Annotated in this window: 15 protein-coding genes; 14 read left to right on the plus strand and 1 reads right to left on the minus strand. The window is 55.1% G+C overall.

Features of this window, described 5'->3' with window-relative positions:
* Positions 1-19 precede the first annotated feature (19 nt).
* Genes gspD through HNR75_RS02215 form a run of 11 tightly spaced genes read left to right on the plus strand, consistent with a single transcriptional unit; the run spans position 20 to position 10,340 of the window.
* Complete coding sequence (gene gspD / locus HNR75_RS02165; RefSeq protein WP_188025361.1) at positions 20-2,053, plus strand: type II secretion system secretin GspD; 2,034 nt, start codon at positions 20-22, stop codon at positions 2,051-2,053.
* Complete coding sequence (gene gspE / locus HNR75_RS02170) at positions 2,053-3,555, plus strand: type II secretion system ATPase GspE (protein WP_188025362.1); 1,503 nt, start codon at positions 2,053-2,055, stop codon at positions 3,553-3,555. The genes gspD and gspE overlap by 1 nt, the downstream gene beginning before the upstream one ends.
* A 1-nt stretch (position 3,556) precedes the next feature.
* Complete coding sequence (gene gspF, locus HNR75_RS02175; RefSeq protein WP_188025363.1) at positions 3,557-4,777, plus strand: type II secretion system inner membrane protein GspF; 1,221 nt, start codon at positions 3,557-3,559, stop codon at positions 4,775-4,777.
* Between the two features lie 29 nt (positions 4,778-4,806).
* A complete protein-coding gene (gspG, locus tag HNR75_RS02180) occupies positions 4,807-5,247 on the plus strand; it encodes a type II secretion system major pseudopilin GspG (RefSeq protein ID WP_188025364.1) in 441 nt (146 codons plus the stop codon).
* Positions 5,247-5,912, plus strand: a complete 666-nt coding sequence (gspH, locus tag HNR75_RS02185) for a type II secretion system minor pseudopilin GspH (RefSeq protein ID WP_246358703.1) — start codon at positions 5,247-5,249, stop codon at positions 5,910-5,912. Before gspG ends, gspH begins: the two co-directional genes overlap by 1 nt.
* Positions 5,909-6,271: a type II secretion system minor pseudopilin GspI gene (gene gspI, locus HNR75_RS02190; protein ID WP_188025366.1), complete on the plus strand. Its 363-nt coding sequence runs from the start codon at positions 5,909-5,911 to the stop codon at positions 6,269-6,271. Before gspH ends, gspI begins: the two co-directional genes overlap by 4 nt.
* Before the next feature lie 6 nt (positions 6,272-6,277).
* The gene (gene gspJ / locus HNR75_RS02195; protein ID WP_188025367.1) at positions 6,278-6,925 is read left to right on the plus strand and encodes a type II secretion system minor pseudopilin GspJ; all 648 of its coding nucleotides are present in this window, start codon (positions 6,278-6,280) and stop codon (positions 6,923-6,925) included.
* Positions 6,922-7,905 carry a type II secretion system minor pseudopilin GspK gene (gene gspK, locus HNR75_RS02200; protein ID WP_188025368.1) on the plus strand — a complete coding sequence of 328 codons (984 nt, stop codon included), beginning with the start codon at positions 6,922-6,924 and terminating at the stop codon, positions 7,903-7,905. Before gspJ ends, gspK begins: the two co-directional genes overlap by 4 nt.
* On the plus strand, positions 7,902-9,089 hold the full coding sequence (gspL, locus tag HNR75_RS02205) for a type II secretion system protein GspL (RefSeq protein WP_188025369.1): 1,188 nt from the start codon (positions 7,902-7,904) through the stop codon (positions 9,087-9,089). The genes gspK and gspL overlap by 4 nt, the downstream gene beginning before the upstream one ends.
* Positions 9,086-9,565: a type II secretion system protein GspM gene (gspM, locus tag HNR75_RS02210; RefSeq protein WP_188025370.1), complete on the plus strand. Its 480-nt coding sequence runs from the start codon at positions 9,086-9,088 to the stop codon at positions 9,563-9,565. The genes gspL and gspM overlap by 4 nt, the downstream gene beginning before the upstream one ends.
* A gap of 4 nt (positions 9,566-9,569) precedes the next feature.
* The gene (locus HNR75_RS02215; protein WP_188025371.1) at positions 9,570-10,340 is read left to right on the plus strand and encodes a type II secretion system protein N; all 771 of its coding nucleotides are present in this window, start codon (positions 9,570-9,572) and stop codon (positions 10,338-10,340) included.
* Between the two features lie 15 nt (positions 10,341-10,355).
* On the opposite strand, the gene HNR75_RS02220 is transcribed toward HNR75_RS02215, so the two are convergent.
* On the minus strand, positions 10,356-10,964 hold the full coding sequence (locus tag HNR75_RS02220; RefSeq protein ID WP_188025372.1) for a TetR/AcrR family transcriptional regulator: 609 nt from the start codon (positions 10,962-10,964) through the stop codon (positions 10,356-10,358).
* 214 nt (positions 10,965-11,178) lie between these two features.
* On the opposite strand from HNR75_RS02220, the gene HNR75_RS02225 reads away from it, so the two are divergent.
* From HNR75_RS02225 to HNR75_RS02235, 3 genes are read left to right on the plus strand one after another with little or no spacing between them, the layout of a single operon-like run.
* Positions 11,179-12,369: an efflux RND transporter periplasmic adaptor subunit gene (locus HNR75_RS02225; protein WP_188025373.1), complete on the plus strand. Its 1,191-nt coding sequence runs from the start codon at positions 11,179-11,181 to the stop codon at positions 12,367-12,369.
* Between the two features lie 17 nt (positions 12,370-12,386).
* Entirely contained in the window at positions 12,387-15,533 is a 3,147-nt protein-coding gene (locus HNR75_RS02230) for an efflux RND transporter permease subunit (RefSeq protein ID WP_188025374.1), read from the plus strand.
* A complete protein-coding gene (locus tag HNR75_RS02235) occupies positions 15,526-16,911 on the plus strand; it encodes an efflux transporter outer membrane subunit (protein WP_188025375.1) in 1,386 nt (461 codons plus the stop codon). Before HNR75_RS02230 ends, HNR75_RS02235 begins: the two co-directional genes overlap by 8 nt.
* Positions 16,912-16,955: the final 44 nt, after the last annotated feature.

Below are 16,955 nucleotides of genomic sequence, written 5' to 3' on the forward strand. Positions count from 1 at the left end.
GCGGAGTTATATATCTAAAATGAAAGCATTTCTCAAACGCAGTCTGATCATTGGTTGTCTGTGTACCCAACTCGGAATCCCGCCTGCCATCGCGGCTGAATACTCCGCCAGCTTCAAGGGAACCGATATTCAGGAATTTATTAATACCGTCGGGAAAAACCTGAATAAAACCATCATCGTCGATCCGGGCGTCCGCGGCACCATCAACGTCCGCAGTTATGATCTGCTGAACGAAGAGCAGTATTATCAGTTTTTCCTGAGTGTGCTGGATGTGTACGGCTTTGCTGCCGTGCCAATGCCGAACGGTGTGCTGAAAGTCGTCAAGGCGCAGAACGCCAAGACCTCCGCCATTCCGGTTGCGGACGACAAACGCACCGGCATCGGTGATGAAATGGTTACCCGGGTCGTACCGGTTCGGAATGTCTCGGTCCGGGAACTGGCGCCGTTACTGCGTCAGCTCAACGACAATGCCGGTGGGGGTAACGTCGTGCATTATGAACCGTCGAACGTCCTGCTGCTGACCGGCCGTGCCGCCGTCGTCAACCGGCTGGTAGAAATCGTGCGCCGGGTCGATAAGGTCGGCGATGAAAATGTCGATGTGATCAAACTCAAGTATGCCTCGGCCAGTGAAATGGTGCGTCTGATTACCGCACTGACCAAAAACGACAAGAATACTCTGGCGAATGTATTAACACCGAAGGTGGTCGCCGATGAACGTATGAATGCCGTCGTGATCAGTGGTGAAAATCAGGCCCGTCAGCGTATCGTGACCATGATCCGTCAGCTGGATCGCGAACAGCAAAGTCAGGGCAACACCCGTGTGTTCTATCTGAAATATGCCAACGCGAAGAATCTGGTGGATGTGCTGTCCGGCACCAGCAAATCCCTGCAGAACGAAAAAAGCGGCAGCGCGGGCGCGATGACAACCGAAGCCTCAGCTTCTGGCTCCGGTTCTGGTTCTGGCAGTACCGGTTATAACGGTAAAGACCTCAGTATCGTCGCGGATGAACAAACCAACGCGCTGGTCATTACCGCGCAGCCCGATCTGATGCAGGAGCTGGAAAACATCATCGCCAAACTGGATATCCGCCGGGCGCAGGTACTGGTGGAAGCCATCATTGTCGAAATACAGGATGGTGATGCCCTGAACTTCGGTGTGCAGTGGATCAACTCTAACGGTGGCGGGACACAGTTCACCGCATCCGGCTTACCAACCACGACGGTGGTCAACGCAGCACAGGAATATAAGAATGACGGCGAGCTTTCCAGCACCTCGACCTCTGCCCTCAGCAGTTTTAATGGTCTGGCCGCCGGTTTCTACGAAGGAAACTGGGGCGCACTGCTGACAGCGCTGTCCACCAACACCAAGAGCAATATTCTGGCGACACCGAGTATCGTGACACTGGATAACAAGGAAGCCGCCTTTAATGTCGGTCAGGAAGTGCCGGTGGTCACCGGCAGCCAGTCCAGCACCACCGGCAGTGTCTACAGCACCGTAGAACGTAAAACGGTCGGCACCAAACTCAAAGTCACCCCGCAGATCAATGAAGGTGACTCGGTGTTAATGGAAATTGAACAGGAAGTCTCCAGTGTGGCTTCCTCGACCTCCACCGATTCGTCATCCAGCAGCAGTGATCTGGGTTCCACCTTCAACACCCGTACCATTAAAAACGCGGTATTGGTAAAAAGCGGTGAAACGGTCGTCCTCGGTGGCTTACTCAGCAACAACACCTCCGAATCCGTTTATAAGGTGCCTTTGCTGGGAGATATACCGATCCTTGGTTACCTGTTCCGGTATAACAGTAGCTCCACTTCCAAGCAGAATCTGATGGTATTTATCCGTCCAACCGTTCTGCGTGATCCGGTCACTTATACCGGTGTATCCAGCAGCAAATACAACCTGTTCCGGGCTGAACAGCTTAACCAGGGAGAAGATGCGTTATTACCGTCGGTAGAGCGTCCCGTGCTGCCTGCTTATGGCACCGCGCCGACCCTGTCTCCTAAAATGAAAGCCTTGCTGGAACAACAAGGTCAGGCAGAAGGTGTGCGGTAATGCCTCAGGAGTCTACTGCAACAATGACAGAGCCCGGGCAACCGGTACGCCTGAATTTTGCCTTTGCCCGTGATCACGGTGTGTTACTGCAATGGCAGCAGACAGAACCCGTTCTGTTCTGTCGCACCGGCGTCAGTGCACAGACACTGCAGGAAATCCGGCGGCTGCTGCGGCAGCCCTTTCAGTTACGCTGGCTGAACGCCGACGATTTTGAACAGCAACTGACGGAGGACTATCAGCGTGACTCGTCAGAAGCTCGTCAGCTGATGGAGGATATCGGCAATGAAGTGGATTTCTTCACGCTGGCAGAAGAGTTGCCGGCCAATGAGGATCTGCTGGATGCGGACGATGACGCGCCGATTATCCGGTTGATCAATGCCATGCTGAGCGAGGCCATCAAATCGGAAGCATCGGATATTCATATCGAGACGTTTGAAAAACATCTCATCATCCGTTTCCGCATCGATGGCGTGCTGCGGGAAATTCTGCGTCCGCAGCGCAAACTGGCGTCGCTGCTGGTCTCCCGTATCAAGGTCATGGCCAAACTGGATATTGCCGAAAAGCGTATACCGCAGGATGGCCGTATCGGTCTGCGCATCGGTGGCCGCGCCGTCGACGTGCGTGTTTCCACGATGCCCTCCAACTATGGTGAACGGGTAGTATTGCGTCTGCTGGACAAAAACAACGTCCGGCTGGAGCTGAAACAACTCGGCATGACCGACAGCAACCGGGCGCATATTGCCGAACTGATCCGAAAACCGCACGGTATCATTCTGGTGACCGGTCCGACCGGTTCGGGGAAATCCACCACCCTGTATGCCGCACTGTCAGAAATTAACAGCAAAGATCGCAACATCCTGACCGTCGAAGATCCTATCGAATACGACCTGGAAGGCATTGGCCAGACCCAGGTCAATCCGAAGGTGGATATGACATTTGCCCGCGGTTTGCGCGCAATCCTGCGTCAGGATCCGGATGTGGTGATGGTCGGGGAAATCCGTGATCTGGAAACAGCGCACATCGCGGTACAGGCGTCATTAACCGGCCACCTGGTGCTCTCCACGCTCCATACCAACACGGCCATCGGGGCCATTACCCGCCTGCGGGACATGGGGATTGAACCATTCCTGCTCTCGACCTCCCTGCTGGCGGTGCTGGCGCAGCGTCTGGTACGAACACTGTGTCCGCTCTGCAAACAGCCGCAATCACTGAGTGAAGAGGATCGCCATTACTATGGTATTCCGGTTGGTGTCCGTCAGCTGTACAAGGCCACGGGCTGTGACGCCTGCAACTTTACCGGTTACAAAGGCCGGACCGGTATCTATGAACTGCTGATTGTCGATGAAAAGGTCCGGGAGGCGATTCATGCCGGTGCCGGCGAGCTGGCTATCGAACACCTGATCCGGGAACATACTCCCAGCATCCGTGCGGATGGTATGCAGAAAGTTCTGAACGGTGAAACCACGCTCGAAGAAGTCCTGCGTGTAACACGGGAGGATTAAAATGGCCTCGTTTGCATATCAGGCTCTGGATGCCAAAGGGCGCAATAAAGAAGGCATGATCGAGGCCGATTCACCCCGTCAGGCCCGTCAGGCCTTGCGTGATCAGGGGCTGACGCCGGTGGCACTGACCGAGTCGGTTGAACAGGCCAGACAGCAAACGCTGAAGCGCAGCTGGTTCAGTCCCCGTATCAGTACGGCCGAGCTGGCATTGCTGACCCGGCAACTGGCGACGCTGGTCGCCGCCGCGCTGCCCATTGAAGAGGCATTAAAGGCGGTGGCGCAGCAGACGGAAAAAGCCCGGCTGAGCACGCTGATTGCCGCCGTCCGGACCAAGGTTCTGGAAGGTCATTCTCTGGCGGATGGTATGTCCGCCTTTCCCTCCGTATTCGACCAGTTGTACCGGGCGATGGTTGCCGCCGGCGAAAAATCCGGCCATCTGGATACCGTACTGAACCGGCTGGCCGATTACACCGAACAGCGTCAGCAGATGAAGAGCAAGCTGCTGCAGGCCATGATCTACCCGGTCATCCTGACGCTGGTTGCCGTCAGCGTCGTTGCTATCCTGCTGGCGACGGTCGTCCCCAAGGTCGTGGAACAGTTCATTCATATGAAACAGGAACTGCCCTTCAGTACCCGGTTTCTGATGGGGGCCAGTGATCTGGTGCGGGATTATGGTCTCTGGTTTATCCTGTTACTCGCCCTGCTGCTGTTCGGCTGGCGCAGTTGGGTCATGAAACCCGCCAACCGGCGGCGCTACCATGCCATGCTGCTGCGTTTGCCGGTCATTGGCCGGGTCAGCCGGGGGCTGAATACTGCCCGTTTTGCCCGTACACTCAGCATTCTCAATTCCAGTGCGGTTCCTTTGCTGGAGGGCATGCGCATCAGCGGCGATGTGCTCAGCAACGAGGAAGCCAAAAGCCGGATCGCCGTTGCGGCAGACCGGGTCCGGGAAGGTAGCAGTTTGCGGGCGGCACTGGAGCAGACCCGGCTATTTCCACCAATGATGCTTCATATGATAGCCTCCGGTGAACGCAGCGGTGAATTGGATAACATGCTGGAACGGGCTGCCGACAATCAGGATCGCGAGTTTGAAAGTCAGGTCAATATCGCGCTGAGCATCTTTGAGCCGGCACTGGTGGTCAGTATGGCGGTCGTGGTGCTGTTTATTGTGCTGGCCATTTTGCAGCCGATCCTGCAACTGAATAACATGATTGGCAGATAATTTTGTTTTTATTACTCAGGGAGTCATCCATGCAACGCAAACAACAACGCGGCTTTACGCTGCTGGAAATCATGGTTGTTATCGTGATTTTGGGCATTCTGGCCAGCCTCGTCGTACCTAATCTGATGGGCAACAAAGAGCAGGCCGACCGTCAGAAAGCCGTCAGTGATATTGTGGCACTGGAGAACGCGCTGGATATGTACAAGCTGGATAACACCCGTTATCCCACCACCGATCAGGGGCTGAATGCGCTGCTGGTCAAACCGGACAGCGATCCGGTACCGAGAAACTACAAAGATGGCGGTTATATCAAGCGTCTGCCGGCTGACCCGTGGCAAAACGAGTATCAGCTGCTTAGTCCGGGTGAACACAGCAAGATTGATGTCTTTTCTATGGGTCCGGACGGTCAGGCCGGTACCGAAGATGACATCGGCAACTGGACGCTGGATAAGCGGGATAATCAGCAGTGATGCGTAAACGCATGCGTGGCTTCACGCTGATTGAAATCATGCTGGTGATCGTCATCATCGGTTGTGCCGCCGGCATTGTCGTCTTGTCGATCCCGGGTGGGCCCAGTCCGAAACTGGGCTATGACCTGGCAGAGGAAAGCCAGCAACTGGCAGCGACTATTCAGGTAATGAGCGAACAGGCCACACAGCAGGGACGAACGATCGGTCTGCATATTTCTGAACATGGCTACCAGTTTATGGTCCGCCAGCAAGCGGTAGCCGCCGGGGAAAGCAGCCCGGAGCAGACCACCAGCAAGGCACTGGATGATACCCTGACTGACTGGGAGCATCAGTCATGGCAGCCTTATGACAGTGAAAAACTGCGGACTGCCGGTGAATTTGATGAAAAGATCTCACTGGCACTGACACTGGATGGCATGCAGTTGCAGGATGAAGAAAACCGTCTGGGCCGCTCCGAACCACAATGGTTTGATACCGAAAACCAACTGGAAGCCAAGACACCGCAGATATTGCTGTTACCCAGCGGTGAGATCACGCCGTTTTCACTGACGTTGCAGGACCAGGAGTCTGATCACAGGCTGTCCCGACAGATCAAGGGACAGGAAAATGGTCAGGTCACCGTATTAAGTACATCGCCAGAGGATCTCCCGGGGGGAAGTTCTTGAATTGCCGCGGCATGACTCTGCTGGAAGTGATGGTGGCGATGGCGATATTTGCCATCGCCGGCCTGACGCTGATGAAAACCGTCACCGAGCAGGTCAGCGCTCTGGCCGTACTGGAAGAAAAAACGTTCGCCGGCTGGGTGGCCGATAACCAGCTGGTCACGATCCGGCTGACGGATAAATGGCCAAATCTGAATTGGAGCGAAGGTACAGAGGAGATGGCTGGTCACACCTACTACTGGCGCTGGCATGGCGTTGAAACTGCGGATCCGCAGTTCAGAGCCGTCGATGTGGAAGTCCGCGATGAGGAAAAAGCGGAAGATCCCCGGGCGACACTGCGCAGTTATATTGCGAAGAACTAGCCTTATATGCTGCCCCGTCCCGTTTCCAAATCATCCCAAACCGGTTTTACCTTACTGGAGGTATTGCTGGCACTGGTCATTTTCGCCATGCTGAGCCTCAGCGCCTACGCCGTTTTACAGGGCGTCATACGTAACGATGAAGTCTCGCGTGACAAAATTACCCGTCTCTCTGAACTGCAACGGGCATTTGCCACCCTGTCGCGGGACTTTACTCAGACCATACCTCGACCGGTCCGCATCAATGGTGAAACCAGCACCGTCCTGTTTCAGGCGGAACGTTTTCAGCTGAACAGCGATGACGGTGCCGTGATGTTTGTCCGCGCCGGCTGGCTGAACCCGGGCGGCGAACTCCGCCGTTCGGAATTGCAGCGCGTGGGTTACCGCCTGCGCCAGCAAACGCTGGAACGTCTGACCTATCTTTATCCCGATGCCGTCACCGGCACCGAGCCGGCCGCGACACCGTTACTCAGCAAGGTCACCGCATTCAGTCTGCGCTTTTACCGCAACGGGGAATGGCTGACACAGTGGAATACGCCAACGGAACTGCCGGCGGCGGTTGAAATCACACTCACGCTGGAGGATTACGGGACCATCCGGCGACGTTTTCTGCTGACGGGATCCGAAACTACCGCCGACAACGGGAGCAGTGAATGAGACAGCAACGGGGAATGGCTCTGCTGGTCGTCTTGCTGCTGCTTGCCGTGATGGTGACCATGGCCAGCAGCATGACGGAACGCTATCGGATGCAATGGCAACGCACCTACAACCAGCAGTTACAGCAACAGAATTACTGGTATTTGCTGGGTTCGGAAAACCTGATCAGCAAGATACTGATACAGGACTTCAAGGACAATCCGGAAAAAACGTCACTGAACCAATACTGGGCGACCGAGGGCCAGATTTTCCCGGTGGAGAGTTCAACACTGCAAGGCGTGGTCCGTGATCAGCAGGCCTGTTTTAATCTGAACGCTCTGAGCAATAACATCACAGATGAAACCGCGATTACCGCCAGTGCCACTTATCGTGCCACTGTTTTCCAGGATCTGTTAATCAATCTGGGGGCCGAGGAATACCGCGCGCAGCAAATCACCGCAGCCGTGCAGGACTGGTTGGATACCAATACCATCGTGCGATCCCTGGGTGCGGAAGACAGCGAATACGAAGCGCAGACCCCACCCTACCTGCCAGCAAACGGCCGGATGCTGGATGTCAGCGAATTACGCGCGGTCAGAGGCATGGATGCGACACTTTACCGCCGCTTATTGCCACAGGTCTGCGTCATTCCGGAAACAACGCTGCAGATCAATCCCAATACCTTGCGCCCGATCCACGCTCCCCTGCTGGCCGCCATGTTTCTCAATGATCTGAGCATCGATGACGCCCACAGCATCCTGGAGCAACGACCACCGGAAGGCTGGGATAGTGTTGCCAGTTTCCTCGAATTGAATGCGCTGAGTAACACAACCAGTGCCGGCGATCAGGTACAATCGGCGCTAACCATAAAAAGCTTCTATTTTCTGGCAACCTTGCAGGCTGACACAGATAATTATCAGAGTCGTCTTATCAGTTTGTTTCAGCGACAGAGCAATAACCAGGTGACAGTTATCCGTCGTCATTTCGGAGGATTAGAATGAATGAATTTCTGTTAATACGACTGGGTTCCCGTTATCAGGATCGTGTCTACTGGCTGGTATGGTCGGTCACACAGCAAGAGGTGATTTCCAGCGGACGCCTGGACAGCGCGGCACAACTGGCCGAGTTGACAGAACGGGCCGGTCACCGCCCGGTGTATGTGCTGGTGCCGGGATGCGATGTGATCTTCCGGGAACTTACCCTGCCTGGTCGTCTGAATAGCCAGGCAATGCGGGCATTACCGTTCATGCTGGAAGATGATATTGCCAGTGATGCCGAGCAGTTGCATATCACGGTACTGGCACAGCAGGGACAGCAGATCCAGATTGCCGCCGTCGAACAGAACCAGATGCAGCAGTGGCTGTCCTGGCTGACGGAAGCCGGGCTGGCGGCGCAGCAACTCCTGCCGGATGTACTGGCGCTGCCACAGCCGGAAGCTGAGCAATGGTCATTGCTGCAGCTGGGTGAGCAGTGGCTGGTTCGCCAGTCGGCCTGGCAGGGCAGCGTCGTGGACAGTCACTGGTTCCCTTCCTGGATCACTTGTTATCCGCAAATTCCGGTACTGCACAGCTACACACCGCCGCCGGCAGATATTCCGGCTGAATGGCAGGTTTCTTTATGTGAGCTGCCAATGCAGTTGCTGGCAGAACAGATCCCAACGCAGCGTATAAACCTGTTGCAAGGCGCTTTCCGTAAAGTTTCTCCGTGGAAAAAACAGTGGGCACGCTGGCGTCTGCCGGCAGTGCTGGCCGGGGTTCTGCTACTGCTGTTCGTGGCGAATCAGGGCATCGAATATCTGAAATTGCGTCAGCAACAGCAGCAGTTGCAACAGCAGATGACTTCGCTGTACCGGCAGATGTTCCCGGAGGAAAAACGGGTTGTGAACCCAAGAGCACAGCTAAAACAGCATCTGGAGGACTTGCAACTGGTGCCTGTCACTGACAGTTTCCTGAGTCAGCTCGCTTTACTGGCGCCGCTACTGCAGAAAACACAGGATGTCACATTACAGCAACTGCGGTTTGAAGCGGATAAACAGGAATTCCGTTTGCAGATCAGCGCTAAAGATTTCGCTATGCTGGGTCAGTTCCGTAATCAGGTCAGTTCCGTTTTCGCAACCGAAATGACGAACATGCAGGATCAGGGTGGACAGGCCAGCGGTACGCTGATCATAAGGAGCAAATCATGAAACAATGGTGGCAGAATCTGACGACTCGTGAACGCCAGATCGTCCTGGCTGGCGGCCTGATGCTGTTGCTGGTCATACTGTACCAGAATTTATGGTCTCCGCTGCAGCAGCACCTCCGGCTCCAGCGCAATCAGGTTCAGCAGTTGCAGCAGCAGTTAGGCTGGATGCAGCAGCAGGCGCCGCTGGTACGTCAGCTGAAAAGAGCACCGTCTCCTGGTGCATCCCGCACCGGCGATATCACCGGCACACTCAGTAACAGCAGTCAGGCCTATCAGATTGCGTTAAAGCGGATCCAGCCTCAGGGCGATAATGCGCTGGTTGAGATAGATATCACCGGTTTTGATCAGCTGGTAAACTGGCTGGGTATGCTAGAGCAGCAACATGGCATTACCCCGCAGCAAATTGATTTGCAGCGGACCGGCGAACCCGGAAAAATCCAGGTGAAGCGTTTGTTACTGGGACGGAATAAAGAATAATAAAATGACAATAAAGAACCTGTTTTCCCGGCTCTTGCTCCCTTTGCTGTTCCTCGTGTGTTATCTGTTGTTTTTAGTGGCAACTTTTCCGGCGGCCCAGTTGCTGCCCCGCCTGCCATTGCCCGCCGGCATGCAGTTGCATGATATCAGCGGTACTATCTGGCAGGGACGTATCGGTCAGCTGAGCTGGCAAAGACGTGCATTTCATAATGTGCAATGGGAAGTGCTGTTCAGCCGTTTATGGCTGGGAATGCCGACCGTCAGACTGTCGCTGCAGGATCCGGAAACGGCCATGGCCAGCGCAACTGTGGGCTGGCGCGGGAAATGGCAGATTGACGATCTGATGCTTCAGGCGCCGCTCAGCATCCTGCAGCAGCAACTCCCCTATCCGCTGCCGGCAGAAGCGTCAGGCACATTACATCTGAATATCGACCAGCTGAGCATTCGTGATCAGCAATGCCTCGCACTGGAAGGTCTGGCTGACTGGCGACAGGCGGCTCTGCAGACTCCGGCCGGAGAACTGGCGCTGAATAATCCGCAGGCCAAGCTGAGCTGCCAGAACAATAAACTGGAGATTGCCGTGCGTCAGGATTCACCCGCCTTGCGCAGTCAGGCACAACTACAGCTCTCCTGGCAGGGACAGTATCAGATACAGGCTTCGCTGTATCCGGGAAATGAGTTTCCGCCCGGATTGCGTGCCGCACTTGATTGGCTCGGCAGGCCCGACAGCAGCGGTGCAATCCGGATCAAGAACGAAGGTCGCTGGACAAACTGAAAAACCGCTGGCGCATCAGAGCATCAGCACAAACTGCATCACCTGACGCATCAGCCGGGTCAGTGCCGCCTTGTCCAGATCCGGATTATGGATGCTTTTTAGCAGCAGACCGTCAAACATGGCGGCAATCAGATCAACCTTGACCGATACATCGAACTCGGAGGTGGCGCCGCGTTGCGCCATCTCCTTTTTCAGCAGATCGTATAACCGCTGGTGACCGAATGCGTGCGACTTCTGCAGCGTCGCGGCAATCTGCGGATTCCGGGACGACTCGGCAAAGATCTCCAGCATCAGCGCCGCATTGTCACGCTGTGTGTTGGCCTCAATACCACAACTGACACTGTCAACCATTGTCTGCAGGATATTATCCGAGGTATAAAATATCTCCGTCCACTCCACCATCTCCTCAATGTCACGTTCCACAATCGCGGTAATGATGGCTTCCTTACTACCGAAATAGTGATAGATATGGCCCGGACTCATACCGGCGGTTTTCGAGATCTGTGCCATACTGGCTCCATGAAAACCATGATTACGAAAACAGATTGCAGCCGCATCCAGCACCTGATTGCGGCGCTGTACGGTACGGTCGGATTCTGGCGGGGTAGCGGTCATTTCACTCATCGGACTATCCATATACTTAGGGCACAATATTTTACCTTGTCTCCCGATTGATACCGAAAAAATTCTAATCTAGAATGAACGCTCGAAATAGAATGAACGTTCAATTTTTTGCATAACTTAACGTTTCAGCGGTGAATCCGTCAAAGTTCTGTGACATTTTTCAGCTCAAATTACAGATATATACTCAAACGGCCATTATTAACCTGAGGTTGACATGCAGCATTACTCCACTTTGTTCCGTGCAACATCGTTTGCACTCCTGACCACAACACTGTTTCTGGCCGGTTGCAACCCATCAGCAGATCAGGCTTCGGCAGCCAAAGGAATGCAGGCGCCCGAGGTTAATGTCATTGCACTTCAGCCGCAGGAACTGACCCTGCACACCCAGTTACCCGGCCGCACCAGCGCCTACCGGGTGGCCGAGGTACGTCCGCAGGTTGGTGGTATTGTTATCAAACGACTTTTCCGTGAAGGCAGCGATGTCAAAGCGGGTCAGACACTGTATCAGATTGATCCGGCCACCTACGAAGCCAGCCTGGCCAGTGCCAAAGCGACCTGGGAACGCGCCAAAGCGTCAGAAGCCATTGCCCGGATCAAGGCTGAACGCTATCGCAGTCTGATCAAGACCAAGGGTGTCAGTCAGCAGGATTACGACGATGCCGAAGCCAGCTGGAAACAGGCAGTAGCAGATGTGTCTTCAGCCAAAGCCGCGATGGATACCGCCCGGATCAATCTGGAATATACCCAGGTGAAAGCCCCGATTTCCGGTCGTATCGGCAAATCCGGCATCACGGAAGGTGCGCTGGTGACCGCGCAGCAAACAACCGCGCTCACCACGATCCAGCAGTTGGATCCACTGTATGTCGACGTCAGCCAGTCCAGCACCGAACTGCTGAATCTGAAAAAAGCACTGGCGGAAGGTCAGCTGGAAAAAACCGGTCCGCAGGAAGCCAAGGTGAAACTGCTGCTGGATGATGGTTCTTATTATGCGGAGAACGGCAAGCTGCAGTTCTCCGATGTCACGGTGGATGAAGGTACAGGCAGCGTCACGGTACGGGCCATCTTTGCCAACAAGGATCTGCAGTTACTGCCGGGCATGTTTGTGCGGGCCGAACTCAGTGAAGCCACGCTGAAAGAGGCGTTATTAGCCCCTCAGCTGGCCGTCAGCCATGATCCACGCGGTAATGCCACCGTTCTGGTGGTTAACGCACAGGATCAGGTGGAACAGAAAGCCTTTGAAACCGTGCGCAGTATTAACAATAACTGGCTGGTGAAAAATGGGTTGCAGGCCGGCGATCGCATCGTTGTGAATGGTGCCCAGAAAGTTAAAGCCGGCATGAAAGTCCAGGCGAAGATCGTCGATGCCGCTTCACTGGTAACAACCAGTCCGGCAACAAAACAATAATTATTCGCGGAGTCGTTATGTCCAGGTTTTTTATTGATCGCCCGATTTTCGCGTGGGTAATTGCGATAGTTATCATGCTGGCTGGTGCCTTGGCCATCCGGTCGTTACCCATCGAGCAATACCCGACCATTGCTCCGCCATCTGTCCGGATCAGCGCAAACTATCCGGGCGCGTCCGCCCAGACCGTTGAAGACAGCGTGACACAGGTACTGGAACAGAACATGACCGGTATCGACAATCTGCTGTACATGTCGTCACAAAGTGACTCCAGTGGCCGAGTCACGGTCACGCTGAGTTTCACTGCCGGCACCAACGCGGATACGGCTCAGGTTCAGGTGCAGAATAAGGTGCAGCAGGCATTGAGCTCCCTGCCGCAGACCGTGCAGGATCAGGGGGTGACGGTTGAAAAATCCACCTCATCTTTCCTGATGGTAGCCGGTCTGATCTCTGAAAACGGCAGTATGGATCAGTCCGATATCAGCGACTATCTGGTGACAAACATCAAAGAGCCGCTCAGCCGTCTGGAAGGGGTCGGTTCTGTTCAGATTTTCGGTGCCCAGTATGCAATGCGCATCTGGCTGGATCCGAACAAACTCAACAGTTTCAACCTGACACCGGGCGATGTTACCAGTGCCATTACCTCTCAGAATACGCAGATCTCTGTCGGTCAGCTGGGTGCCGCCCCTGCTGTTGCCGGCCAGCAGTTCAATGCCACGATCACCGGTCAGGGCCGTCTGACCAGCATCGACGAGTTCAAGAATATTCTGCTGAAGGTCAATACCAACGGTTCCCAGGTCCGTCTGCGTGATGTCGCACGGGTCGAACTCGGTGCGGAAGGTTATAACGCCGTCAGCCGGTATAACGGCAAGCCGTCATCCGGTATCGCCATCAGTCTGGCGAGCGGCGCGAATGCGTTAAAGACCGCCAACCTGGTGAAAGCCAAAATGGCCGAGCTCTCCAAATACTTCCCGGCAGGCCTGAAAGTTGTCTATCCGTTTGATACCACCACTTTCGTAAAAATCTCTATCTCTGAAGTTGCGCAGACGCTGGTTGAAGCCGTCATCCTGGTGTTCTTCATCATGTATCTGTTCCTGCAGAACTTCCGGGCAACCCTGATCCCGACGATTGCGGTCCCGGTCGTGTTGCTGGGGACCTTCGGCATCATGTCGGCGTTTGGCTACACCATTAACACCCTGACCATGTTTGGTCTGGTACTGGCCATCGGTCTGCTGGTGGATGACGCGATCGTCGTGGTCGAAAACGTAGAGCGCGTGATGTCCGAGGAAGGACTGTCTCCTCTCGAAGCGACCCGTAAATCCATGGATCAGATCACCGGCGCACTAGTCGGTATCGCGCTGGTTCTGTCAGCCGTATTTGTTCCGATGGCTTTCTTCAGCGGCTCTACAGGGGCGATCTACCGTCAGTTCTCACTGACTATCGTCTCGGCAATGGCGTTGTCGGTGGTGGTTGCGCTGATTCTGACCCCGGCGCTTTGCGCCACCATGCTGAAGCCGGTTCCAAAAGGTGATCATGGTATTCAGACCGGCTTCTTTGGCTGGTTTAACCATATGTTCGATCGCAACAGCCGTCGTTACCGGACCGCGGTAGGACGGGTACTGACCCGTTCTGGCCGTATGCTGGTGATCTATGCGGTGCTGTTGCTGGGGCTGGTCTGGTTATTCACGCGCATGCCGACCTCCTTCCTGCCGGAAGAGGATCAGGGTATTGCGCTGACCATGGTGCAGTTACCGACCGGCGCCACCCAGGAACGTACCCTGAAGGTACTGGATAAGGTTTCCGAACACTTCAATACCGCCGAGAAAAAGAACGTCGAGTCAGTGTTTACCATTGCCGGCTTCAGTTTCGCCGGTAGCGGACAGAACATGGGTCTGGCGTTCGTCAAACTGAAAGACTGGAGTGAACGTAAAGCCGCCGAAGACTCAGCCAGTGCGATTATCGGCCGGGCAATGGGCGCGTTTTCACAGATCAAGGACGCGTCGATCTTCGCGTTCAATATGTCGAGCATTCCGGCACTGGGTAACGCTACCGGGTTCGACCTCTATCTGCAGGATCGGGGGGGTTTAGGCCATGAGAAACTGATTGAGGCCCGGAACCAGCTGCTGGGCATGGCCGCCAAAGAACCATCGCTGACCCGTGTCCGCCCGAACGGCATGGAAGATACGCCGCAATACAACATCAATATCGACTACGAAAAAGCGATGGCGCTGGGTCTGACCGTCAGTGACATTAACAGTACCCTCTCGACCGCGTGGGGCTCGAATTACGTTAATGATTTCATCGACCGTGGCCGGGTGAAGAAAGTCTATGTGCAGGCTGATGCGCCATTCCGTATGCAGCCGGAACATCTGCAACTGTGGTATGTCCGTAACGCGCAGTCACAGATGGTCCCCTTCTCTGCGTTTGCAGAGGGTCAGTGGACTTACGGTTCACCACGTCTGGAACGCTATAACGGTTCTTCTGCGATCGAAATTGTGGGTGAAGCGGCCGATGGCTATACCACCGGTGAAGCTATGGCGACGATGGCCAGATTAATCGGCCAGTTACCGGAAGGTATCGGCTTCGAGTGGACAGGCCTTTCCTATCAGGAACAGGAATCGGGCAGTCAGGCACCGGCGCTGTACGCAATTTCGCTGCTGGTGGTGTTCCTGTGTCTGGCCGCGCTGTATGAAAGCTGGACTATTCCGTTCTCCGTCATGCTGATCGTACCACTCGGGGTGATCGGGGCACTGGCGGCGGCCACCCTGCGCGGCTTGTCGAACGATATCTTCTTCCAGGTCGGCCTGCTGACCACAATCGGTCTGGCGGCCAAGAACGCCATCCTGATTGTAGAGTTTGCCAAAGAGCTGTTTGACAAAGGAATGGGACTGCGTCAGGCCGTGATCGAGGCTTCCCGTATGCGTCTGCGCCCGATATTGATGACTTCGCTGGCGTTTATTCTCGGCGTGCTGCCGCTGGTGATCAGTTCCGGCGCCGGCGCCAGTGGCCGTCACGCCATCGGTACCGGTGTGACCGGCGGGATGATCGCAGCGACAGTTCTTGCTATCTTTTATGTACCGAGCTTCTTTGTACTGGTCATGAAGTACTTCAGCAAGCATCGTCATTCGTTACGCGCACCGAATTCTGCGGAGAAACAACATGATTAAACGCCCTCTCGCGTTCCTGGTTTCCCTGTTACTGACAGGTTGCTCACTGGCTCCGGACTATCAGCGTCCGGCAGCCCCGATCCCTGCCAGTTACGAAACCACCGCGCCAACTGCTGCAGTTCACCCGGCAGACTGGCAACAGGTCTTTACGGATCCGGCACTGCAGACCCTGATCGATACCGCTTTGAAAAATAACCGGGACCTGCGGGTGGCCGTGCTGAATGTAGAAGCGTATCAGGCTCAGTACCGTATTCAGCGGGCGGCACAATTACCGACGCTGACGGCATCCGGTTATCAGAGCAGACAGCGGATCCCGGAAACTTACAGCGGTTCGGCAGATACGATCAGTACCACGGATTCCGCCACTGTCGGCATCAGTGCCTATGAACTGGATCTGTTTGGCCGGGTACAAAGCCTGAAAGATCAGGCGTTGGAAAACTATCTGGCTCAGGAAGAAACGCAGCGCAGTACACAACTCAGCCTGATTGCCAACGTCGCCACCGCCTATATGACGCTGCTGGCCGATCAGGATCTGCTGCGTCTGGCGGAACAAACGGCCAAGAGCTATGAACAGAGCTATCAGCTGATTGATCAACGCTATCAGGCCGGTGTCTCTTCATCGCTGGATCTGAGCCAGTCGCGCAGCAACCTGGAAAGTGTGAAAGCCAGTCTGGCTCAGTATCGCCGTCAGGTCGCGCTGGATAAAAATGCACTGCGTCTGCTGGTCGGTACCGATATCCCGGGCGGCTTATCTTCCGGCCTGCCGGAACAGGATCTGACTCTGCTGTCCCCTCTCGGTGCGGATATGCCATCCACGCTGCTGGCCCGTCGTCCGGATATCCTGGCTGCAGAACATGCCCTGAAGGCCGCAAATGCCAATATTGGTGCGGCACGCGCCGCCTTTTTCCCGACCATCAGTTTGACCGCCAATGCCGGCAGCATGAGTTCATCGCTGAACAAACTGTTTGATGGTGGTTCCGGTACCTGGTTGTTCCAGCCAAGCGTCAGCCTGCCGATCTTTGACTGGGGTAGCCGTGATGCCCAGCTGGATGTCGCGGAAATACAGAAAAAAATCGAAGTGGCCACTTATGAAAAAGCGATCCAGACCGCCTTCCGGGAAGTGTCTGATGGCCTGGCCGCTCAGGATGGCTACCGGGAACAGCTACAGGCACAACAGGCCCTGGTCGATGCCAACAAAACTTATTATGAACTGGCTCAGAGCCGCTATGAAAAAGGGGTGGACAGTTATCTGACCCTGCTGGATGCCCAGCGCTCCCTGTTCTCTGCCGAGCAGGGACTGGTCAGTACACGCCTCGCGCTGCTCAGTAACCGGGTCAGCCTGTTTAAAGCCCTGGGTGGCGGCTGGCAACCGAAGTAAAGATCGTCATCAACCAAAATGAGGGAGCCTGATTCAATCTTACC

This window comes from Tolumonas osonensis (assembly GCF_014202415.1).
In the GTDB taxonomy this organism is placed as follows: domain Bacteria; phylum Pseudomonadota; class Gammaproteobacteria; order Enterobacterales; family Aeromonadaceae; genus Tolumonas; species Tolumonas osonensis.